Genomic DNA, 23,161 nt, shown 5'->3' on the forward strand with positions numbered 1-23,161 from the left:
ACGCTATTATTAATAGAAAAGGGATAAGCATTACGCTTATCCCTTTTTGTTTCTACTCTATTATCGATGATAGCTTAGCGCTTACGATATCTTAGAAATAACTAAATAAAATACCCGCAAATAAAACAAAACCAACATAATTATTATTCATAAACGCTTGAAAACAAGGCGCTCTTTCACGCTCTGCAATCAGTTTTTGTTGATAGATAAAGAGTGCGGTAATCAGTAATATCGACCAATAATAGATGCCTTTCATGTTTAGCAGAACACCAATGCTCACGAGCAGCGCCAACATCACCAGTTGTAAAATACCGATAATAATTTTGTCATAACGACCAAATAAAATAGCCGTAGATTTTACGCCAATCTTTATATCATCATTGCGGTCAACCATCGCATATTGGGTATCGTAAATCACCGACCAGACAATATTGACAAGAAATAATAGCCAACATACTAATGGTAAGCTTTCAGAAACAGCAGCAAACCCCATTGGAATTGACCACCCAAAGGCCATACCTAAAATAAGCTGAGGTAGATTACTGAAGCGTTTAACAAAGGGGTAAAACCATGCTAGTGCAAGTCCTGCTACAGAGAGCCAAATTGTCATCGTATTGAGCGTGAGTACCAAGCCAAATGACAATATAACCAATACAATAAATAAAATTTTACTCTCTTTTTCTGTCACAGCCCCACTAGGTAATGGTCTATTTTTAGTTCGTTCAACGCTGCCGTCAATTTTTCTGTCAGCAAAGTCGTTTATTACACACCCAGCGGCACGCATAGAGAACACGCCAATAGTAAAGACAATCAGAATATGCCAATCAGGAAAACCTTTAGCAGCAATCCATAAAGCCCAATAAGTTGGCCAAAGTAATAATAGCGCTCCGATAGGTTTATCTATACGCATTAAACGGCTATATGCCTGCCATTTATTGTGCGTCATACTTCCCTCCAATTTTAGCTCCCCCTAATTACTTCTCATACATTGGTGATGCAGGTAGAAACACCTCGGTTAATAATAAAGGTTTATCTGAAAGCTGGAAACGAGAACGGCGTAGCCAATACCCATTTTGTTGCCCGATATGAATAAAATCACGGCTTAAGGTTGTTTCCTGAAACAAATAACGTCCAAGAGGGACGGTTCTTAAATTGACCAGTTTTCTATCTTCACCTGTCAGTGTCTCTTCTGGTACTAATGTTCGCCCTAATAACCAAGGAACATTATCACCACACAATACCACTTCTCTTAACCAATAACGCTGACTTTCAGGTAAACATGCTTTTTCGTCAGCTGGCTCAATAACATCAACAAATCCTTCTTGATAAGGCATCACTGTCACTTTTTGACAATGCTGTTCAAACCGTCGCGTCATTGAACCTAATTCCATTAACCAACTTAATGTACTTTCTTTAATATTTTCATGTTCCTCACTGGGCAACCAATGGATAGGAGCAGGGGTAATTATTGATTTTTTGAACATTATTTCATCATCACGCGTTGATGATCCTAGCTTGTGTGAGTCATGATGCATAAGGATATCATGATGTGACTAAAGGAAGTTAAAAGCTGATAACATTTCGCATAAATAATCTAAAAAAGCGTTAAAAGAAAATCAGATTAAGCACGAAACATCCAAAAAATAAAGGAGGCCATAAAAACCTCCTTTGTATCTAACCGACTACTTATATTCAATTTATTCGGATTAACGCCATGCTTTGTAACGATTAATCAGGTTATTTGTTGAGCTATCGTGGCTGTTAACACTTTCCTTACCTTTTAATTCAGGAAGGATACGATTAGCAAGCTGCTTACCTAATTCAACACCCCATTGGTCAAACGTGAAGATATTGAAAATAACACCTTGTACAAAGATCTTATGTTCATACATTGCAATCAATGCACCTAATGAATAAGGCGTAATTTCTTTTAACAGAATAGAGTTAGTTGGGCGATTACCTTCGAACACTTTGAAAGGTGCAACATATCCCATGACTTTAGGATCTTTTCCTGCTGTGGCAAATTCAGCATCAACTTGCTCACGAGTTTTACCAAAAGCGAGCGCCTCTGTTTGAGCAAAGAAGTTAGACATCAATTTTGCATGGTGATCAGATAATGGATTATGACTAATTGCAGGTGCAATAAAATCACAAGGAATAATTTTTGTACCTTGATGGATCAATTGATAAAACGCATGTTGACCATTTGTACCCGGTTCGCCCCAAATAATAGGCCCTGTTTGGTAACTGACTTTATTTCCATCACGATCAATATACTTACCATTTGATTCCATATTGCCTTGTTGGAAGTAAGCAGCAAAACGATGCATATACTGATCGTATGGCAGAATCGCTTCAGTTTCTGTACCAAAAAAATTGTTATACCAAATGCCAATCAGTGCAAGGATTGTTGGGATGTTATTTTCAGCATCAGCGGTTCTAAAGTGGTTATCCATAGCATGAGCACCTTCCAGTAATTGCTCAAAGTTGTCATAACCAACAGATAACGCGATAGATAAACCAATTGCTGACCATAATGAATAGCGACCACCAACCCAATCCCAGAACTCAAACATATTGGCAGTATCAATACCAAATTTTTCAACTTCAGTGCTATTCGTAGATAACGCAACGAAATGTTTAGCGACAAAAGCACTCTCTTTCGCTGACGCTAAGAACCAATCTCTTGCTGAATGCGCATTTGTCATGGTCTCTTGTGTTGTGAATGTTTTTGACGCAATTAAGAATAATGTCGTTTCGGGATCACATTTTTTCAGTGTTTCAGCAATATGAGTACCATCAACATTCGAAACGAAATGCATAGTAAGGTGATTTTTATACGGTCGTAATGCTTCTGTTACCATATAAGGACCGAGGTCAGATCCACCAATACCAATATTTACGACATCAGTAATTGCTTTACCTGTATATCCTTTCCATTCACCACCAATAATACGCTCACTGAATTTTTTCATTTTATTCAATACAGCGTTAACTTCTGGCATAACATCTTTGCCATCAACGATAACTGGAGTATTGCTACGATTACGTAATGCAGTATGCAATACAGCACGATCTTCAGTACGGTTGATTTTTTCACCCGTAAACATGCTATTTATCGCACCTTCTACGTCACATTCCTTAGCTAAAGCCTGCAATTTATCTAATGTTTCTTTCGTAATACGGTTCTTTGAAAAATCCACTAGAATTTGGTCTGAAAATATTTTTGAAAATTGCTCAAAGCGTGATGGTTCCTGAGCAAAAAGCGTTTTCATATCGGTATCTTTGATAACCGAAAAATGGTTTTCTAATGCCTTCCAAGCTAGGGTTTGAGTTGGGTTTACATTTTTCATTCACAATACTCTCTTAAGATTACAATCCAATATCCTCAGATTGTAGCCTGACATTTAATAGTTACAGTCAATTCTTTCTCATTTGATGATATTGGTCAAAACCAATCAACAAATCTAGTACTAATTACTTACATAGGTAAAACCGATAATGTGGAGCTGATTATTAATTAAATTGATTATTCTTCACTCTGCATTGACTCTCTACTTAATAACCGATATTCCTAATTGTGTCCAACATCTCATTTTTGCCTAAAGGAATACGACAATGACTGATAATACTGCTACGCCTTCATCTTCATCATCACCATACACTATTGCTAAATTTGGTGGCACTAGTGTTGCTAACTATTCAGCAATGGAAAAATGTGCAGATATTATCCTGAAACAAAAGTCAGTTCGTGTCGTCATCCTTTCCGCATCTGCTGGGATCACTAATCTACTGATTGAACTTGCAGCAGGAACTGAACCCTCACAACGAGAAGCTTTACTTTCACAAGTTCGCGATATTGAGTATGCGATTATCAATCAACTCTCTCAGCCAGAAATTATTTCCCAAGAAATAAACCGCCTGCTTGAAAATATTGAAATGCTCTCTGAAGCGGCAGCATTAGCGACTTCTGATGCATTAACAGACGAACTTGTAAGTCATGGCGAATTAATGTCAACCTTACTTTTTGTTGAGTTACTGCGTGAAAAAGGCATACAAGCAGATTGGTTTGATGTCAGAAAAGTGATGAAAACGAACGATCTATTTTGTCACGCTGAGCCAGATATGGGGCAATTGACTGAACTCACACAAAACCTTATTCAGCCTCGTCTAGATGAAACTGTTATTGTTACACAAGGTTTTATTGGTCAAGAACCAAAAGGTAGAACAACAACTCTAGGTCGTGGTGGTAGCGACTATACAGCTGCATTGATTGGTGAAGCACTTGGAATGTCTCGTGTGGATATCTGGACCGATGTACCAGGTATTTACAGCACTGACCCAAGAATAGTGCCAGAGGCACATCGCATTGATCAAATCGCCTTTGATGAAGCAGCAGAAATGGCTACTTTTGGGGCTAAAATTTTGCACCCCGCTACATTATTACCTGCCGTTCGTAGTGGTATTCCAGTTTTTGTAGGCTCAAGCAAAGCCCCTGAAGAAGGCGGTACTTTAGTTTGCGCTCAAACAGAAAACCCACCTGTATTCCGCGCAATTGCACTACGTAGAAAGCAAACATTACTCACATTACATAGTCTAAAAATGCTTCATGCGCGTGGATTCTTGGCTGAAATTTTTACCATTTTATCGCGCCACCATATTTCGGTTGATGTGATAACAACATCAGAAGTCAGTATTGCTTTAACCCTTGATACAACGGGTACAACAAATTCATCAGGTAGCTTATTAACCAATGCATTATTAACCGAGCTTTCTGCATTATGCCGTGTTGAAGTAGAAGATGATCTGGCATTGGTTGCCGTGATTGGTAATTCACTTTCACAGGTAAATGGTTTAGGTATTAAGATTTTCGGCACATTAGAAGATTACAATATTCGTATGATTAGCCACGGTGCAAGTACTCATAATTTATGTTTATTAGTTGATGGCAAAGATGCGGATAATATTGTACGTAAATTGCATGATACTTTGTTTTAGCAAATTCACATTGAAAATTGAGAAAGATAAACTTTTTACCTCTCTCAATTTTCAACCTTTATTTCTGAAAAGGTGTAAGCTTTAAAGAACTTCATTTAATAATAATTAGAATCAAAATCTAACTTTATTAATGGAGTAATAAAAAATGAAAATTTATGATAATCTTTGCAGTATTATAAAAAATAACGCAGAAAAAGTAACATGCTCTAACGCAGATAATACTTTAAAAAAAATAAAAAATCAGCTTTCCTCGGTCGAAAACTCTAATCAAATTTATACAACAGTAGAGAAAAGCACACTCTCTATTTTAAAAAATATTGAGTTAAATAAGACTTCTTCTAATGATATAAAAGATAGTTCTTTATTAGATCAACAATGTATTGAATCAATAATAAAAATAAATAATATGTGTAAGCATAAAGATATTTTCTCAATAGGACAATACAACAAAATATTAAGTAAAATTGAAAAAGAGAATATAAAAAAAATAAGTCAAGAAAGTGAAGCAAGTAAAAAAGAAACTCTTTTAAAAATTAAAGAAGAACTATTTAATAAAATAAAAGGACCCAACGAGAAAATAAAAGAACTCATTGATGTACATTATCAATGCTTTCAGGAAATAACAAAAGAAATTGAAAACACTAATGATAAAAACATCCCTGAAAAAATATATGAATATAACAAATACAAATCCAAAATTATCGATAAAATAAACAACCATGAAATTAACAATGAAGATTTAACAGATCCTACTGAACTCAGACAATATATAAAAGAACTTCAAGAATATAATAAAAATCTAAATAAATTTATTGAAATAATAAATGGTATTACTCACAGATATGAAAAAGAATTAGGAATACTTAGCGATCACCATTTTAAATTACCTGATGATAAAATTTTAAATATGCTAAACTATCATCTAGATAAATTAAAAGAAGTGAGCTTACAAATTAATTAATCTTTTAAATAAATCCAAACTAAAGTTTTCTAATAGGCTTCTTTTTAGAAGCCTATTTTTTAATAATTTAATAAACCCGATAACCACCATATTTTTTTGCAAATTGATTAAATTTACCAAAATCAATTAAAGCGATTTCTAAAGAACGATGTGCAAGATGTGACATTTTTGCGATTTTTTCAACAAAAACTCGGTTATCTTCTAGTAATTTAGCGGTAAGTGTAGCAGCAATTATTTCGCACTCTTTTGGCGTCACTATCCAACCATCATTAGTAGCAAATTTATGGATAGGAATATTACCGTCTTTCTCACTTTCTTTTGCTAATAGCGCCTCTTCTTCTTTCATAGCCTGTTTAAATAATTCTATTTCTTCTTTAACAGGTTCTGGAGTAGTAGGAATTTGATGATAAATATAATCGCCCACTTCTTCGATCCGTGCCGGTGTCATTTCGGCTTTCAGCCAAATTTTATCAAATGCTTTTTCGTCTAAAATTGCCTCTGTATCTAAACTTCCGGTTAATTGCATCAGATTTAAAAAAGCATTAATTAACACTTCATTTAATGGATAGCCCCCTTTCACTAAAGAAGGGAAGGGGATTTCAGTGCCAGCGGGCGGAGTTTTCTGAAGATACAAAGTATAACTCATCGTTATGTCCTTTTTTCTGATACAAGTTCTCAGCTTAAACACCTTTAATGGGAACTGCTAGAGAAAATAACAAGGAGATATTACTATCCCCTCGCTATTTATTGCATTATTGAGATCTGAAAATAAAAATAAACTAAGAGTCATACCCTAAATTAGGCGCTAACCAACGTTCAACTTCACTGACACTCATTCTTCGGCGTTTTGCATAATCTTCAACCTGATCTTTTTGAATTTGAGCAACGGCGAAATATTTACTGTCAGGGTGGCTAAAATACCAACCCGACACTGAAGCACCGGGCCACATAGCATACGCATCAGTTAGTTTCATCCCAATGCGATTTTCAACATCAAGTAATTGCCAAATTTTTGCTTTTTCTGTGTGTTCAGGACAAGCAGGGTACCCCGGTGCAGGTCTTGTTCCTTGATATTTTTCTCGAATAAGTTCGTCATTAGAGAGGTTTTCATTAGGGCTATAACCCCAAATTTTTGTTCTCACTTGTTGGTGAAGGTATTCCGCAAATGCTTCAGCAAGACGATCCGATAGTGCTTTCACCATAATTTTATTGTAATCATCATGGGCATTATCATAAGCATTGGCGAGCGTGTCTTCCTCTAACCCTCCTGTTACAGCAAAAGCACCAAAATAGTCAGGAACACCGCTTTCTATGGGAGCAATAAAATCTGCTAAACAGTAGTTAGGAAACTCTTTTTTCTCTGTTTGCTGACGTAAATGGCAACTGTACAATAATTCATGCTGCCGGCTTTCATCTTGATAAATAACAATATCATCACCCAGACGATTAGCAGGGAAGATCCCCATAATACCTTTAGGTGTGAGTAAGTTTTCATGACTTAGCTTATCCAGCATCGCGTTCGCATCAGCAAATACCCGTTTCGCCTCTTCACCCACCACATCATCTTCTAAAATACGCGGATATTTTCCTGCTAAAGACCATGTCATAAAGAAAGGCGTCCAGTCGATATATTCACGCAACACATCAATACTTGCAGTAATTTCTTGCACACCAAGTTGATTCGGTTTTGGGGGCGTGTAATTTTGCCAATCAATTTTAAGTGCATTGGATCGTGCAATGTCTAAAGAGACTGGCGGTGTACGTGGTTTTTTTCTAGCGTATTGTTGGCGCACTACTTCATATTCACGCCGTGTTTTTGCAACAAAATCAGCTTTTTGAGTTTCAGATAACAGCGCTGCGACAACACCTACCGTACGTGATGCATTCTGCACATAAACAGTAGGGTGGCTATAATTTGGCTCTATTTTTACGGCAGTATGGGCTTTAGATGTTGTTGCACCACCAATCATTAATGGCAACGAGAAACCTCTCCTTTCCATCTCTTTCGCCACATTCACCATTTCATCAAGTGATGGGGTAATCAGACCTGAAAGACCAATAATATCAACTTTTTCATCAATCGCCGTTTGCAGGATCTTATCGCAAGGTACCATCACCCCCAGATCGATAATCTCATAGTTATTACACTGCAAAACAACACCCACAATATTTTTACCAATATCGTGAACATCCCCTTTTACGGTAGCGAGTAAAATTTTACCCGCGGAAGTACCTGCTTGTTTTGTTGCTTGAATATAGGGTTCAAGATAAGCAACTGCTTGTTTCATCACCCTTGCTGATTTCACAACTTGAGGTAAAAACATCTTCCCTTCGCCAAACAAATCACCCACTGTATTCATACCATTCATCAGTGGCCCTTCAATAACTTCAATTGGGCTTGATACTTGTTGACGACAAGCTTCTGTATCTTCAACAATAAATTCGGTGATCCCTTTAACTAAAGCGTACTCTAGACGTTTCTCTACATCCCATTGTCGCCATTCAGCAAGTTGATGGTTTTGTTCATCGCTTTTCGTTCCACGATAACGCTCTGCCAATGCTAATAGATTATCTGTGCTTTCTTCATGGCGATTTAAAATAACGTCTTCTACAGCGTTACGTAGTTCATCAGGTAATGAGTCGTAAATAGCAAGTTGCCCTGCATTCACAATCCCCATATCCATACCATTTTTTACGGCGTAATAAAGAAAAACAGAGTGAATAGCTTCACGAACAGGATCGTTACCCCGAAATGAGAATGAAACATTAGAAACACCGCCAGAAATTAAGGCATATGGGAGTTGAGATTTAATATCGGCACAGACTTCAATGAAATCAACAGCATAATTATTATGTTCTGCAATCCCTGTAGCGACAGCAAAAATATTAGGATCGAAAATAATATCTTCTGGTGGAAAACCTGCTTGTTCTGTTAATAGTTGATAAGCTCGACGACAAATTTCGATTTTACGCTCTCGAGTATCCGCTTGGCCCACTTCATCAAATGCCATAACAACGACAGCGGCACCATATTTACGCACTAATTTAGCATGTTCAAGAAAAGGAATTTCTCCCTCTTTCATAGAAATCGAGTTAACAATTCCCTTGCCTTGAATACATTTCAAACCTTCTTCAATGACTTCCCATTTGGAAGAGTCGATCATCACCGGAACCTTGGCAATATCAGGCTCACCAGCAATAAGATTGAGAAAACGTGTCATGGCTTCAACCGCATCGAGCATACCTTCATCCATGTTGATATCAATAATTTGAGCACCGTTTTCAACTTGTTGACGTGCAACATCTAAGGCTTCTTGATAATTACCTTCTTTTATCAATCGCTTAAATTTAGCAGAACCTGTTACGTTAGTTCGCTCCCCCACATTCACAAATAGTGAATTCTCATCAATCACTAAAGGCTCTAAACCTGAAAGACGACACGCTTTCTTAAGGGGCGGTAATACTCTTGGCGCAATACCTTCTACTGCTTGTGAAATTGCAAGAATATGTGCGGGTGTTGTTCCACAACATCCCCCCACAATATTAAGAAAACCAGCTTGCGCCCACTCTTTAATTTGCTCAGCCATTTCTTGAGCATCTAAGTCATAACCTCCAAATGCGTTAGGTAAACCCGCATTAGGGTGAGCGCTGACATAGGTCTCAGAAATTTGCGAAAGTGTTTGAATATATTGGCGTAATTCTTTAGGGCCTAATGCACAGTTTAAGCCAAATGAGAGTGCATCAGCATGGCGCAAAGAGTGGTAGAACGCTTCTGTTGTTTGACCCGTTAAAGTTCTTCCTGAGGCATCTGTAATAGTGCCAGAGATCATCACAGGTAATTCAATATTCAGCGCTTCAAATTCACATTTAATCGCAAAAATAGCTGCTTTCGCATTTAATGTGTCGAAAATAGTTTCAACCATAATTAAATCGACGCCGCCTTTAATTAATCCTCGAATCGCTTCTCGATAAGCATCCACCAGCTTATCAAATGAAACATTACGAAATGCAGGATCATTAACATCAGGAGATATGGACGCCGTTCTATTTGTTGGTCCTAAAACACCAGCAACATAACGCGGTTTATCGGGTGTTAAGACACTCCATTTATCTGCACAGGTTTTCGCTAATTTTGCGGCCTCTTCATTCAACTCAAAACAGAGCGACTCCATCTGATAATCAGCCATCGCAATGGAGGTTGAGTTAAAAGTGTTGGTTTCAACAATATCAGCACCCGCTTGAAAGTAGGCATCATGTATATCTGCAATAATCTGAGGTTGTGTTAACACTAAAAGATCATTATTTCCTTTAACATCACAACCCCAATTAGTAAAACGCCCACCTCGATAATCAGCTTCTGTTAGTTGGTATTGCTGGATCATTGTACCCATTGCGCCATCGAGTACTAAGATACGTTTTTCTAATGCTTCCACCAGTTGTTGTTTTATGTTTGCCACGTTGTTTCCTCTTAACCGAGAATGTTTTTATTCTTATTTCTTTATTTTTCTTTCGTTGTTTTTTTATCCTACCATATCTTTTTATAAAGATTTCTAAGACGAAGATGAGAGATTTTCACTCAGTGATAAATGCTTTTAATAAATATTTCTTATCACACACTTTGTTTTGAAAAATGCAGTGATCGGAGGAGTTTTATTATGCGAGATAGTTCATAATAGATATTAATATGGATAGCATTTCTGGAGTGTATGCATGACAGTTTCCCCTACAAATAAAAAAGTGCGTAAGACGAAAACAACTGCCACTCAAAGTACCGCACAAGGAGGCCCTGTTCAGTCATTAAGTCGTGGACTAACATTATTGGAATATATTTCCGAATCTCCTGGTGGTATCGCCTTAACAGATCTCGCCTTTCAAGCTGGGTTGCCTAATTCCACAACACACCGCTTACTCACTACACTTCAGCAACATGGTTTTGTCCGTCAAGTTGGAGATTTAGGCTTGTGGGTTGTTGGTACGCACGCTTTTATTGTTGGCAGTAGCTTTCTGCAAACTCGTAATCTTTTAGTAATGGTGCATCCTATTTTGCGTCAGTTGATGGAAGATTCTGGTGAAACCGTCAATCTGGCGATCCTTGACCAAATTGAATTTGATGCCGTGATTGTCGATCAAGTGCAATGTAATGCACTAATGAGAATGTCGGCGCCTATTGGTGGTAAATTACCGATGCATGCATCAGGTGCCGGTAAAGCATTTCTTTCAACGTTACCAGAAAATAAATTGCTACCGCTACTTCAGAAAAAAGGCTTAATGGCCTATACACCTCACACCAAAACACTCCCTTCTTCTTTAAAAGAAAATTTGGAGCAAGCCCGTAAACAAGGCTTTTCTTTCGATGACGAGGAGCATGCTTTAGGCTTACGCTGTATTGGTGCTTGTATTTATGATGAACACCACCAGCCTTTTGCTGCAATTTCACTTTCAGGCCCTGTTTCTAGAATGACTGATTCACGTATCACTGAATTAGGCGCTATGGTTATCAAGGCTGCAAAACAAATTAGCCGTGAATACGGTGGTGTAAAAAGCTGATCCTATCTTTCACCTTCCTCATTACCAAACAATGAGGAAGGAACTCCCTAATTAAACCGATTCAGCTTTTTAAAAAGACAGCGTTTCGGCTTTATATTCGTTAAATATTAAAAAACTGTTATTTATCACCTAAAAAAATTGATGTTGATCACAGATGTTGTTTAAGACGCATTAAGAGTATTGCAACTCTTCTTGTTACCCGTAACAATGTTACCGGTAACAAATACTATAGCTAAATTCAAATACTCTCTTTTCATAGCCAATAGTAACGCTCATCACCCTGTGTGAATAAAGGAAGCATCATTATGAACCCTAAAAACCATGATCCAATTCAGAACGACTTTGTTCCGCTTAACGAGACTGTAAAACAGGTAACAGAGCGCATTATTGCTCGCTCACAATTGACTCGTCGTGCTTATCTGAAAAAAATCGAAGCCGCAAAAAGCCAAACAGTACATCGCGCTCAATTGGCCTGCGGTAATTTAGCTCATGGTTTTGCTGCTTGTCAGGCTGACGATAAAAATCGCCTGAAAAATATGGTTCATAATGATATTGCCATTATCACTGCTTACAATGATATGTTGTCAGCTCATCAGCCGTATGAAAATTATCCTCAAAAAATTAAAAAGGCATTGCATGCTGTTGGTGCCGTGGGGCAAGTTGCAGGAGGCGTTCCTGCTATGTGTGATGGTGTAACTCAAGGTCAAGATGGGATGGAATTATCACTCCTGAGTCGTGATGTGATTGCGATGTCAGCAGCTGTCGGTTTATCCCATAATATGTTTGATGGTGCACTCTATTTAGGGATCTGCGATAAAATTGTTCCTGGACTGACGATGGCTGCGCTCTCTTTTGGTCATCTTCCTGCTATTTTTGTTCCAGCAGGTCCTATGACGAGTGGTTTACCAAATAAAGAAAAAGTGCGAATTCGCCAGCTTTATGCTGAAGGTAAAGTGGATCGTCATGCTTTGTTAGAAGCCGAAGCTGCGTCTTACCATAGCATTGGCACATGCACTTTTTACGGTACAGCGAACTCAAATCAGATGGTCATGGAAATGATGGGGTTACATTTACCCGGCGCTTCTTTTGTTCATCCAGATACACCATTGCGTGACGCATTGACTGATGCAGCTGCTAGCCAAATAGTACGTCTTACTGAAAACTCAGGTAATTACCTCCCTATCGGTCAATTAGTTGACGAGAAGGTAATTGTAAACGGCATTATTGCTCTATTAACAACCGGAGGATCAACCAATCTAACAATGCACTTAGTTGCAATGGCACGCGCGGCCGGCATTATCATTAATTGGGATGATTTCTCTGAACTTTCGCAAGTTGTACCACTTATTGCTCGTATTTATCCTAATGGCCCTGCCGATATCAACCAGTTTCAAGCAGCAGGTGGTATCGCACTAATTATTCGTGAACTACTGAAGAAAGGCTTAATTCACCGTGATGTCAATACTGTTGCAGGATTTGGCATTGAGCGTTATACCTTAGAACCTTGGCTAAATGAGGGTAAACTTGATTGGCGCGAGGGTACGGTAAGCTCTTTAGATAAAGACGTCATTGCTGATATCAATACACCATTTTCATCACATGGTGGTACACAAGTGATGCAAGGTAATTTAGGCAGAGCTGTAATGAAAACTTCTGCCGTACCTGATGAAAATAAAATTATTGAAGCCCCAGCTGTGGTGTTTAATAGCCAACATGATATTGCCGCTAAATTTGAAGCTGGTGAGCTAAATAAAGATTGTGTTGTGGTTGTGCGTTATCAAGGGCCACAAGCCAACGGTATGCCAGAATTACATAAATTAATGCCACCATTAGGGGTACTAATGGATAAAGGCTACAAAGTAGTATTAGTTACCGATGGCCGACTTTCAGGCGCATCTGGTAAAGTACCCGCTGCAATTCACGTCACTCCTGAAGCCATTAATGGTGGTTTATTATCCAAAGTGCACGATGGTGATATCATTCGTGTTAATGGTAAAACAGGTGAGTTAACACTCCTTGTTGATGAACAAACACTCAATGCTCGCCAAGATAAGATGCCTGATTTAAGTACGAACAATATAGGCTGTGGCCGTGAACTGTTTGTGAATTTGCGTCGTCATTTATCCGGAGCTGAACAAGGTGCTTGTTGTATCGATTTTTAATACCAACAAGTTTTAATGCCTAACGAGGAGCAGATTTAATTCATTTGCTCACCATTTTCTAATTAGGAAATACAAATGATGAATCATTGGAATACAAGTGCAGAGTCTGTACTAAAATCAGGGCCAGTTGTTCCTGTTATTGTTATTAATCATATTGATGAAGCTGTACCTGTTGCCAAAGCATTAGTTGCAGGTGGCGTAAAAGTTTTAGAAGTCACATTACGTACTGATTGCGCTATTGAAGCTATTCGCCGTATTGCGAAAGAAGTCCCAGAAGCCATTGTAGGTGCAGGGACCGTGATTAATCCGCAACAGTTAGCACAAGTTACTGAAGCAGGTGCTCAATTTGCTATTAGCCCAGGGTTAACAGAAGCGCTACTCAAAGCAGCTGTAGCTGGAACGATCCCTTTAATTCCGGGTATTTCAACAGTTTCTGAGCTAATGCTAGGTATGAGTTATGGCTTAAATGAATTTAAGTTTTTCCCTGCTGAAGCCAACGGGGGTGTTAAGGCATTAAAAGCGATTGCAGGACCATTCTCAAAAGTTCGCTTCTGTCCAACCGGAGGCATATCACCAGATAATTACCGTAATTACCTAGCGCTAGAAAGTGTACTTTGTATTGGTGGCTCTTGGTTAGTCCCTAATGATGCGGTTAAAGCAGGTGATTTTCAGCGTATTACTGAATTAGCTAGAGAAGCTGTTGCTGGTGCTCAGTGCTAATTTTTGCAATAAAATATAGTTAGCCCAATAAAGATAGGTATCCCCTTTATGCCTATCTTTGTTTTAACCTTTTTATCCTGACGGATCACGATAAGCAAATCGCTTAGTTTGAGAATAAGCGTAAACATCTTCAATATACCCTTCTTTAATTCTTTGCTGTTGTTGTTGCCAATATTCTGGTGATAAAAGATCACGATGTTGAGCCTCAAAATAATGACAAACTTGCTTATCGCTGCATAAGAAATAACGAAATTCTTCGGGAAAAACATCATTAAGCGCAACGCTATACCAAGGCTCACTGGCTAATTCGTCTTCAGGATAGCGGGCCGGAGGGATCGCCCGAAAATTCATATCTGTCATATAACTAATTTCATCATAATCATAAAAAATAACACGATGATGGCGAGTCACTCCAAAGTTTTTAAATAACATGTCACCCGGAAAAATGTTTGCAGCAATAAGCTCTTTTAATGCTTGCCCGTAGTCTTCGACGACAGCCTTGAGTTGATTATCATTACATTGTGCCATATAGATATTAAGAGGTGTCATTCTGCGTTCCATATAAAGATGGCGGATCAGTAGTTTATCGCCTAGATCTTCCAATTTATTTGGGATCTCCTGTTCAAAGACAGCCATTAGCTCAGGGCTAATTCTTTTTTTATCGACCACAAAATTCTCAAATTCTTGAGTATCTGCCATTCGTCCAACACGATCGTGCTCTTTAACTAATTGATAGCACTCTTTTACGCGCTCAGAGGTGATCGTTTTTTGTGGTGCAAATTTATCTTTGATCACTTTAAAAACGCGATCATACGTCGGTAATGTAAATACCAACATCACCATACCTTTTACTCCAGGTGCTTCGATAAATTGCTCCGATGAAAAATTCATAAAAGCAAGGTATTCGCGGTAGTATTCTGTTTTACCGTGCTTTTGACATCCAATAGACATATAAAGCTCAGCGATAGATTTCCCCGGTAATATATCTCTTAACCATGCAACTAATGCCGCAGGAAATGGCGCATAAACCATAAAATAAGAACGGGCAAAACCAAAGACAATGCTGGCCTCATCTGCGGTTATCAAACAAGTATCAATCAATAATTGTTGTTCAATATTATGAATAGGTAATAAAAACGGAATATATTGATTATCAATAACAATTTTACCTATTAGCCAAGCAGCTTTATTGCGATAAAAGAGTTCATTTGCAATATGAAATTCCGCATTACGTAACTGCAAAGCAGAAAACTGGGCGTTTAGCACATTACAGATTGAATTAATATCTCGTTGCTTATTTTGCCACGGCAACCGTAAAGGTAAGCGCGATAAAATATCTTGCAATAATGTCGGTAAATCACTTTGAATAACAAACTGCTTTGATAATGGTCGAGGTGCTTGTGTAAAGCGATAAGCAGGTTGTGATGAAAAAACAAAAAGATTTTTTTTATTCAATTCACGATGGTGAAACAGACGACAATAGACAGAATTAAAAAAGCTTTCTGCAATCTCAAATCGAGGGTAATTGGGGAGTAATAATGTATATTTTTCTTTTACTTTTTGTAAAAAAAGGCTTTCTTTATCAATGTCGTGACGAATACATCTGAGTTGTTCAACCACTAATCCAACATGATTATCATATAAACGGATGCGCTCTTTCATCGCCAGTTGAGTACTATGCCAATCTGCTTGTTCAAAACGATATTGAGCTCCTGACGTTATCTCAAGAAAACGACCATATTGAGCATCAAAACCCTGTAAAATTGTTTGAGCAATCAAATCTTCTGGCGTCATTCACAACCTCACGAAAAAGAGGAGCATCCTGCTCCTGAATTATCACCACAAAAATAGATAATAATATTTTTAAACTTTAGAATTGCTGCTCTTCTGTTGAGCCTGTTAGTGCCGTTACAGAAGACATACCACCTTGAATAATCGTCGTGACTTTATCAAAATATCCTGTTCCCACTTCTTGTTGATGTGATGAGAAGGTATAGCCTTGATTAAGTGCAGCAAATTCTTTTTCTTGTACTTTTTCAACGTAATGCTTCATACCTTCACCTTTAGCGTAGTCATGTGCCAAATCAAACATGTTGAACCACATGCTATGAATACCCGCTAAAGTAATAAACTGGAATTTATATCCCATTGCAGAAAGCTCATCTTGGAAATGCGCAATCGTGCGATCATCAAGATTCTTTTTCCAGTTAAAGGAAGGAGAACAGTTATAAGCCAACATTTTCCCTGGATATTTATCGTGAATAGCTTCAGCAAACTTAGCCGCCATTTTCAGATCAGGGAGAGATGTTTCACACCACACCAAATCGGCATAAGGCGCATAAGCAAGGCCACGGCTAATGGCTTGATCAATACCCGCATGGGTACAGAAGAAACCTTCAGGTGTACGTTCTCCTGTTAAGAACGAACTATCATAAGGATCGCAATCTGAAGTTAAGAGATCCGCGGCATCGGCATCTGTTCTTGCAACTAACAAAGTTGGTACATCAGATACATCAGCGGCTAAACGTGCCGCAACCAGTTTTTGTACAGCTTCTTGAGTTGGAACAAGCACTTTCCCACCCATATGACCGCATTTTTTCACTGCTGCTAACTGATCTTCAAAGTGAACCCCCGCAGCCCCAGCTTCAATCATAGCCTTCATTAATTCAAAGGCATTTAATACGCCACCAAAACCAGCTTCCGCATCAGCCACAATAGGAAGGAAAAAATCAATATAGTCTTTATGTTGAGGACCAATACCGTTAGACCACTGAATTTGATCTGCTCGTCTAAAGGTATTATTAATACGCTGAACAACATTAGGTACCGAATCAACCGGATATAAAGACTGATCAGGATACATGCTTGCCGCAGTGTTAGCATCAGCAGCGACTTGCCAGCCTGAAAGATAAACCGCTTCTAACCCGGCTTTTGCCTGTTGCAAAGCTTGCCCACCGGTTAAAGCCCCTAATGCATTCACATAACCTTTTTTCGATTTTCCATTTAATGATGACCAAAGCCTTTGAGCGCCGCGTCGTGCTAAGGTATGTTCTGGGTTAACCGAACCTCTTAATTTAATGACATCTTCAGCGCTATAAGGACGAGTAATCCCTTTCCAGCGAGGTTGTTCCCACTCTTTCTCTAATTGGGCGATTTGCTCTGATCTACTAATAGTCATAAAAACAGCTCCTATAAATACGGTAGTGATGATGTTTGCAGTTTATAAATACGTTTTGACGTATCTTTTTTAATTTAAAAGTTGATAACCCGGTAAAGTCAGAAAATCGACTAATTCATCTTGGGTTGTAATGTTATCCATCAAAGAAGCGGCTTCTTTAAAACGCCCTTCTTCAAAACGAGTATCACCGATTTCTTGGCGTATCACCTCAAGCTCCTCTTTCAACATTTTACGAAAGAGAACTTTAGTCACAATTTGTCCATCAGACAGCGTTTTTTGGTGGCGTATCCATTGCCAAATAGAAGTACGTGATATTTCTGCCGTTGCCGCATCTTCCATTAATCCATAGATAGGTACGCAACCATTACCAGAAATCCACGCTTCGATATATTGCACAGCAACACGGATATTAGCTCTCATGCCTTCTTCAGTTCTTTCGCCCGTACAAGGTGCTAATAACATTTCTGCCGTTATTTTTTCATTACGTTGTACATCGAGTTGATTTGAACGAGATCCCAATACCGCATCAAAAGCAGCTAATACGGTTTCAGCAAGCCCAGGATGGGCAATCCAAGTACCATCGTGGCCATTTGTTGCTTCAAGCTCTTTATCATCGAATACTTTTTTCAAAATGACGCCGTTTTGTTCCGGATCTCGACTTGGAATAAATGCTGACATTCCACCCATCGCAAAAGCGCCACGCTTATGGCAAGTTTGAACAAGCAGACGAGAATAAGCACTCAAGAAAGGCTGAGTCATCGTGATCCCTTGTCTATCTGGTAATACACGATCAGGATAATTTTTTAATGTCTTGATATAGCTAAAAATATAATCCCAACGGCCACAGTTAAGCCCAACAATATGCTCTTTCATGTGGAAAAGAATTTCTTCCATTTGGAAAACAGCGGGTAAGGTTTCAATTAATACCGTGGCTTTAATAGTTCCTGTTGCTAAACCAAAGCGCTTTTCAGTGAAATGAAAAACATCACTCCACCATTTCGCCTCTTGCCATGTTTGCAATTTAGGAATGTAGAAATATGGCCCACTTCCTTTTTCTAACAGCGCTTTGTGGTTATGATAAAAATACAATGCAAAATCAAATAACCCCCCAGAAATAGGTTTCCCCTGCCATAACACATGTTTTTCAGGAAGATGTAATCCTCTAACTCTGGCAATCAATACTGCCGGTGACGCTTTAAGTTGATAGCATTTACCCTGCTCATTGGTATAAGAAATAGTACCTTTAACGGCATCGCGTAAATTGATTTGCCCATCAATCACTTTGTCCCATGTAGGAGCCAAGGAATCTTCAAAGTCCGCCATAAAGACTTTTACATTGGCATTTAATGCATTGATAACCATTTTGCGATCAACAGGTCCTGTTATTTCAACACGACGGTCTTGAAGATCTTTAGGTATTGGATTGACTTTCCATTCCGATTTTATAATGGAATCTGATTCCGAAATAAAATCAGGAAGCTCACCATTATCAACTCTGTGTTTCCAGCTATCCCTTTCGGCTAATAAAGTATGGCGTCTATCTGAAAAGTGATTTACCAAATCAGTTAAAAATGACTTAACATCTTGATTTATTATCTCTTTTTCCTGTTCATCAAAAGATTGCGTAAAATTTAATTCTTCTGTTATTAACGATTGTGACATTCTGCATTCCCCTAAAATCGTTTACACACCTGATTAAGATTAATGCAGTTCTCACAAAAATCAAAAATGAATTCCATTTTTATTTAAATATTTTTTAACAATGTGATTACAATAATGTTTTTTTATTGTACAAAAATGAAAGTTTCAAAAATAACTCGAGGGATCTAGAAGAGATCGCTAACGAAAGGAAAAAAAGAATGTCCATACTTGATAATTTTACCTATATAGCTTTTTCTTATATGAATATTCTTCATACACAACATGAAGACCTCGACATTCAAAAAGTTATTAGCTAAATTTAGGCTTCTAGATGTCTAGATGTTTTTTAGAGGTTATTGAAATGCCAATTAGAGTACCCGATGAGCTACCCGCAGTCAGTTGTTTACAAAAAGAGAATGTCTTCGTCATGACATCCAGTAGAGCAAGTATTCAAGATATTCGCCCTTTAAAAGTGCTTATCCTTAATTTAATGCCAAAGAAAATAGAAACAGAAAACCAATTTCTGCGGTTGCTTTCTAATAGCCCTCTGCAAATTGATATTCAATTATTACGTATTGATTCTCGTATCCCTAAAAATACGCCTGTAGAGCATCTCGATACTTTCTATTGCGATTTTGACCAAATTAAAGAACAAAACTTTGATGGTCTTATTGTTACAGGGGCACCATTAGGATTAGTCGAATTTGAAGATGTGGCTTATTGGGGTGAAATAAAGGAAATTATTACATGGGCTAAAGAGCATGTCACTTCAACGCTTTTTATTTGCTGGGCAGCTCAAGCTGGGTTAAATATTTTATATGGATTACCAAAATATACGCTAGAACAAAAAATTTCAGGAGTATATCGTCATAGCACTTGCTCGCCTCTTTCATTATTAACTCGCGGATTTGACGAAACTTTTTTTGCACCTCATTCTCGTTATGCTGGGTTTCCTATCGATTTTATTCAACATAATACTGATTTAGAGATCCTTGCGACTTCAGAAGAAGCAGGCGCTTATTTGTTTGCATCAAAAGATAAAAGAGTCGTCTTTGCAACTGGGCATCCAGAATACGATCCCAATACACTAGCAGATGAATATCATCGCGATGTTAAAGCAGGGCTAGATCCTCAATTACCAGAAAATTATTTTCCTAATAATGATCCAAGTAAAAAACCTATTGCTTCTTGGCGTAGTCATGGCCATTTATTGTTTGCAAACTGGTTGAATTACTATGTTTATCAGATAACACCGTTCGATCTTGCTCATATGAATCCAACCTTAGATTAAAGAAAAACCCCAAAATCAATTTGGGGTTTTAAGATAATCATTTACCAAGCTAAGAATTATTTATAGCGATGAGCCAATGCGTTAGCAGCGATCATTGCATTATAAACATCGTCTTCAGTGACTTTCATTGGCATATTACCCATGGTATCACCTTCAGCACAGGCAATTTTCGCCACGGTACGCCATTCGCTTTCAATGAATTCTTTCATACCCATATCTTCAAGTGTCAGTGGTAATTCTGCCGCTTTAATAATACGGATCACTTCATCAATTTCTTCTTGTGGTGCATTTTCTAATACTAATTGTGTTAGTAAACCAAAGACAACTTTTTCACCATGTTGAACGCGATGTAAAGACTCAACTGCAGACATGCCATTGTTGACCGCATGAGCAGCAGCTAACCCGCCAGCTTCGGCACCAACACCACTAAGATAAATTGTTGCTTCAATAGTTTGTTCTAATGCAGGTGTAGTAATTTTATGACGGATAGCATCCATTGCTTTATCAATGTTTTCACTTAACATTTCAAAACATAATTGTGCTAAACCAAGACCTGTACGTGATGGGCGTTGATTGACTAAGTTTAAACCGTCTGCTTGATAGCAAGCACGTGCTTCAAAGTAAGTTGCTAGAGCATCACCAACACCCGCTGAGAAAAAACGTTGTGGAGCAGAGGCAATAATCGCCGTGTCTGCAATAACAACATCCGGGTTTTGTGGTAAAAATAAATATTTATCAAATTCACCATTTTCTTTGTATAACACAGAAAGTGCAGTACAAGGTGCGTCAGTAGAGGCTATTGTAGGGAATAAAATAACAGGAATATGTTGATAGTAAGCAACCGCTTTAGACACGTCTAATGTCTTTCCGCCCCCAATACCAATAATAACATTAGCTTTATTCTTAACCGCAATTTGGCCAAGGCGATTAACTTCAGCTTCAGTACATTCGTAATTAAATTTTTCAACAATCGCTTCAATTTTACTTTCTTTTAGAGAAGGAAGTGCTTCTTTAGTTACTTTTTCTAAGAAAAATTCATCACTAATAATAAAAGCATTATCACCAAAATCTTTAACGTATTTACCAACAGAAGCAAGAAGTTGGCTACCAATAAAGAATTTTTTTGGGGAGGTTACAGAACGAGGTAATATAGACGACATAACTAAATTCCTTTATTTTAGATTTTGCTATAAACAATAGCAGAATTAGTATTTCATCTTACCTCTCATCAGAATATGAATCTAGTAAACTCTCTGATAGATATTACCTTATATATTGATCTTTCCTTATTTAAAGTCATATAAAACAAATGGTTATTTTTAAATAATTTCGAAATAGCAGATTAATTACGTATTTATATCTATAATATAAGTATTGTTTTATAACTAAAATAACGCAGTTTAGGATCATCAATGACACTTATACGAGAAAAACTGACATTACCTGCAAATGCCAATAAACTCTTATTACACTCTTGTTGTGCCCCTTGTTCTGGTGAAGTCATGGAAGCATTACAAGCTTCAGGCATTGAATATACAATCTTTTTTTACAACCCCAATATTCATCCTCAAAAAGAGTATTTAATTCGTAAAGAGGAAAATATCCGTTTTGCTAAGAAACATAATATTCCTTTTATCGATGCCGATTATGATACTGACAATTGGTTTGAAAGAGCTAAGGGAATGGAAAAAGAACCTGAACGTGGTATCCGATGCACAATGTGTTTTGATATGCGTTTTGAAAGAACAGCTCTTTATGCCGCTGAAAATGGTTTTTCTGTTATTTCAAGTTCACTTGGGATCTCTCGGTGGAAAGATATGAAACAGATAAATAGTTGTGGGGAAAGAGCAGTAGCACCTTATCCAAATATGGTTTATTGGGATTATAATTGGCGTAAAAAAGGTGGCTCAGCCAGAATGATAGAAATAAGTAAGAGAGAACAGTTCTACCAACAAGAATATTGTGGATGTATTTATTCGTTAAGAGATACAAATAAATATCGTAAATCGCAAGGTCGAGAACTTATTAAGATTGGTGTTCAATATTATACTGCTTAGATCTTTTTTCCTTTTATTCTAGGCATTACAAACGTGATGCCATAAAAAGGACAACACAGTAAATCGTTATTTGATATACAGACATGCTATATTCACGCTATAACAACATATTATTTTATTAAGGTGATTTCTTGTGGAAGACGCTGTTATTCTCGTAGATAAAAATGATAATGAGCTGGGAACGATGCCAAAGCTTGAAGCTCATATTGTAGGCGCCTTACATAGAGCCTTTTCAATATTTATTTTTAATTCAAAGCAGCAATTACTTATTCAACAACGTGCAATATCTAAATATCACTCAGGTGGTTTATGGGCAAACACTTGCTGTAGTCATCCGCTTCCAAACGAATTAGTTTCAAATGCTATTCATCGTCGTTTAGATGAAGAATTAGGCATGAAATGTGATATGCAATCTATTGGAACTATTCTGTATAACGAAAAAGTGACAGATGATCTGATAGAACATGAATTTGATCATCTATTTCTTGGGTTTAGTGATGAATTACCACTGAGTAATCCAGATGAAGTGATGAATTATCGCTGGATCTCTCTCGATTCTCTTTATCAAGATATTGAAGAGAACGCACAAAATTACAGTGTTTGGTT

Annotated in this window: 17 protein-coding genes; 8 read left to right on the forward strand and 9 right to left on the reverse strand. The window is 37.7% G+C overall.

What is annotated here, in order from left to right:
- Positions 1–91: 91 nt before the first annotated feature.
- From ubiA to pgi, 3 genes are all read right to left on the reverse strand, one after another.
- Entirely contained in the window at positions 92–946 is an 855-nt protein-coding gene (gene ubiA, locus ABN217_RS17200) for a 4-hydroxybenzoate octaprenyltransferase (protein WP_196554570.1), read from the reverse strand.
- 28 nt (positions 947–974) lie between these two features.
- Positions 975–1,484, reverse strand: coding sequence for a chorismate lyase (gene ubiC, locus ABN217_RS17205; RefSeq protein WP_072070951.1), 510 nt, complete (start codon positions 1,482–1,484; stop codon positions 975–977).
- A 222-nt stretch (positions 1,485–1,706) separates the two neighbouring features.
- Positions 1,707–3,353: a glucose-6-phosphate isomerase gene (pgi, locus tag ABN217_RS17210; RefSeq protein ID WP_196554571.1), complete on the reverse strand. Its 1,647-nt coding sequence runs from the start codon at positions 3,351–3,353 to the stop codon at positions 1,707–1,709.
- Positions 3,354–3,618: 265 nt separating this feature from the next.
- Here pgi and lysC point away from each other — a divergent pair, with 265 nt between their 5' ends.
- Positions 3,619–4,998: a lysine-sensitive aspartokinase 3 gene (lysC, locus tag ABN217_RS17215; protein WP_196554572.1), complete on the forward strand. Its 1,380-nt coding sequence runs from the start codon at positions 3,619–3,621 to the stop codon at positions 4,996–4,998.
- Between the two features lie 145 nt (positions 4,999–5,143).
- Complete coding sequence (locus ABN217_RS17220; protein WP_196554573.1) at positions 5,144–5,959, forward strand: hypothetical protein; 816 nt, start codon at positions 5,144–5,146, stop codon at positions 5,957–5,959.
- A 67-nt stretch (positions 5,960–6,026) separates the two neighbouring features.
- On the opposite strand, the gene ABN217_RS17225 is transcribed toward ABN217_RS17220, so the two are convergent.
- A complete protein-coding gene (locus tag ABN217_RS17225) occupies positions 6,027–6,605 on the reverse strand; it encodes a hypothetical protein (RefSeq protein ID WP_231619351.1) in 579 nt (192 codons plus the stop codon).
- A 133-nt stretch (positions 6,606–6,738) separates the two neighbouring features.
- Positions 6,739–10,416 (reverse strand): methionine synthase, encoded by a 3,678-nt coding sequence (metH, locus tag ABN217_RS17230; RefSeq protein ID WP_349459689.1) that lies wholly within the window; start codon positions 10,414–10,416, stop codon positions 6,739–6,741.
- Between the two features lie 253 nt (positions 10,417–10,669).
- Here metH and iclR point away from each other — a divergent pair, with 253 nt between their 5' ends.
- The 3 genes from iclR to ABN217_RS17245 all read left to right on the forward strand — a co-directional run bounded on the left by iclR (position 10,670) and on the right by ABN217_RS17245 (position 14,388).
- On the forward strand, positions 10,670–11,506 hold the full coding sequence (gene iclR / locus ABN217_RS17235) for a glyoxylate bypass operon transcriptional repressor IclR (RefSeq protein WP_072070943.1): 837 nt from the start codon (positions 10,670–10,672) through the stop codon (positions 11,504–11,506).
- A 305-nt stretch (positions 11,507–11,811) separates the two neighbouring features.
- Positions 11,812–13,668, forward strand: a complete 1,857-nt coding sequence (gene edd, locus ABN217_RS17240; protein WP_349459690.1) for a phosphogluconate dehydratase — start codon at positions 11,812–11,814, stop codon at positions 13,666–13,668.
- 78 nt (positions 13,669–13,746) lie between these two features.
- Positions 13,747–14,388: a bifunctional 4-hydroxy-2-oxoglutarate aldolase/2-dehydro-3-deoxy-phosphogluconate aldolase gene (locus ABN217_RS17245; RefSeq protein WP_197269992.1), complete on the forward strand. Its 642-nt coding sequence runs from the start codon at positions 13,747–13,749 to the stop codon at positions 14,386–14,388.
- Between the two features lie 72 nt (positions 14,389–14,460).
- On the opposite strand, the gene aceK is transcribed toward ABN217_RS17245, so the two are convergent.
- The 3 genes from aceK to aceB all read right to left on the reverse strand — a co-directional run bounded on the left by aceK (position 14,461) and on the right by aceB (position 19,228).
- A complete protein-coding gene (gene aceK, locus ABN217_RS17250; RefSeq protein WP_197269813.1) occupies positions 14,461–16,182 on the reverse strand; it encodes a bifunctional isocitrate dehydrogenase kinase/phosphatase in 1,722 nt (573 codons plus the stop codon).
- A gap of 76 nt (positions 16,183–16,258) precedes the next feature.
- Positions 16,259–17,566 carry an isocitrate lyase gene (gene aceA, locus ABN217_RS17255; RefSeq protein WP_072065199.1) on the reverse strand — a complete coding sequence of 436 codons (1,308 nt, stop codon included), beginning with the start codon at positions 17,564–17,566 and terminating at the stop codon, positions 16,259–16,261.
- Positions 17,567–17,635: 69 nt separating this feature from the next.
- Positions 17,636–19,228, reverse strand: a complete 1,593-nt coding sequence (gene aceB, locus ABN217_RS17260) for a malate synthase A (RefSeq protein WP_349439446.1) — start codon at positions 19,226–19,228, stop codon at positions 17,636–17,638.
- A 340-nt stretch (positions 19,229–19,568) separates the two neighbouring features.
- Here aceB and metA point away from each other — a divergent pair, with 340 nt between their 5' ends.
- Entirely contained in the window at positions 19,569–20,498 is a 930-nt protein-coding gene (gene metA, locus ABN217_RS17265) for a homoserine O-acetyltransferase MetA (RefSeq protein WP_072070953.1), read from the forward strand.
- A 56-nt stretch (positions 20,499–20,554) separates the two neighbouring features.
- Here metA and ABN217_RS17270 read toward each other — a convergent pair whose 3' ends face one another.
- Positions 20,555–21,658 carry a glycerol dehydrogenase gene (locus ABN217_RS17270; RefSeq protein WP_196554579.1) on the reverse strand — a complete coding sequence of 368 codons (1,104 nt, stop codon included), beginning with the start codon at positions 21,656–21,658 and terminating at the stop codon, positions 20,555–20,557.
- Between the two features lie 252 nt (positions 21,659–21,910).
- Between ABN217_RS17270 and ABN217_RS17275 the strand changes: the two genes are divergently transcribed.
- Together ABN217_RS17275 and idi are read left to right on the forward strand one after the other, a co-directional pair.
- Entirely contained in the window at positions 21,911–22,555 is a 645-nt protein-coding gene (locus ABN217_RS17275; protein ID WP_197269811.1) for an epoxyqueuosine reductase QueH, read from the forward strand.
- A 133-nt stretch (positions 22,556–22,688) separates the two neighbouring features.
- Positions 22,689–23,161: isopentenyl-diphosphate Delta-isomerase (idi, locus tag ABN217_RS17280; RefSeq protein WP_349439444.1), on the forward strand; the 473-nt coding region annotated here is incomplete at its 3' end.

The sequence above is a fragment of the Proteus sp. fly-1067 genome (genome assembly GCF_040139345.1).
Lineage (GTDB): Bacteria > Pseudomonadota > Gammaproteobacteria > Enterobacterales > Enterobacteriaceae > Proteus > Proteus vulgaris_B.

What these genes read in the sequence shown, in the direction of transcription:
- ubiA (WP_196554570.1), bottom strand. Translation starts at nt 946, where the DNA reads ATGACGCACAATAAATGGCAGGCATATAGCCGTTTAATGCGTATAGAT.
- ubiC (WP_072070951.1), bottom strand. Translation starts at nt 1,484, where the DNA reads ATGTTCAAAAAATCAATAATTACCCCTGCTCCTATCCATTGGTTGCCC.
- pgi (WP_196554571.1), bottom strand. Translation starts at nt 3,353, where the DNA reads ATGAAAAATGTAAACCCAACTCAAACCCTAGCTTGGAAGGCATTAGAA.
- lysC (WP_196554572.1), top strand. Translation starts at nt 3,619, where the DNA reads ATGACTGATAATACTGCTACGCCTTCATCTTCATCATCACCATACACT.
- ABN217_RS17220 (WP_196554573.1), top strand. Translation starts at nt 5,144, where the DNA reads ATGAAAATTTATGATAATCTTTGCAGTATTATAAAAAATAACGCAGAA.
- ABN217_RS17225 (WP_231619351.1), bottom strand. Translation starts at nt 6,605, where the DNA reads ATGAGTTATACTTTGTATCTTCAGAAAACTCCGCCCGCTGGCACTGAA.
- iclR (WP_072070943.1), top strand. Translation starts at nt 10,670, where the DNA reads ATGACAGTTTCCCCTACAAATAAAAAAGTGCGTAAGACGAAAACAACT.
- edd (WP_349459690.1), top strand. Translation starts at nt 11,812, where the DNA reads ATGAACCCTAAAAACCATGATCCAATTCAGAACGACTTTGTTCCGCTT.
- ABN217_RS17245 (WP_197269992.1), top strand. Translation starts at nt 13,747, where the DNA reads ATGAATCATTGGAATACAAGTGCAGAGTCTGTACTAAAATCAGGGCCA.
- aceK (WP_197269813.1), bottom strand. Translation starts at nt 16,182, where the DNA reads ATGACGCCAGAAGATTTGATTGCTCAAACAATTTTACAGGGTTTTGAT.
- aceA (WP_072065199.1), bottom strand. Translation starts at nt 17,566, where the DNA reads ATGACTATTAGTAGATCAGAGCAAATCGCCCAATTAGAGAAAGAGTGG.
- aceB (WP_349439446.1), bottom strand. Translation starts at nt 19,228, where the DNA reads ATGTCACAATCGTTAATAACAGAAGAATTAAATTTTACGCAATCTTTT.
- metA (WP_072070953.1), top strand. Translation starts at nt 19,569, where the DNA reads ATGCCAATTAGAGTACCCGATGAGCTACCCGCAGTCAGTTGTTTACAA.
- ABN217_RS17270 (WP_196554579.1), bottom strand. Translation starts at nt 21,658, where the DNA reads ATGTCGTCTATATTACCTCGTTCTGTAACCTCCCCAAAAAAATTCTTT.
- ABN217_RS17275 (WP_197269811.1), top strand. Translation starts at nt 21,911, where the DNA reads ATGACACTTATACGAGAAAAACTGACATTACCTGCAAATGCCAATAAA.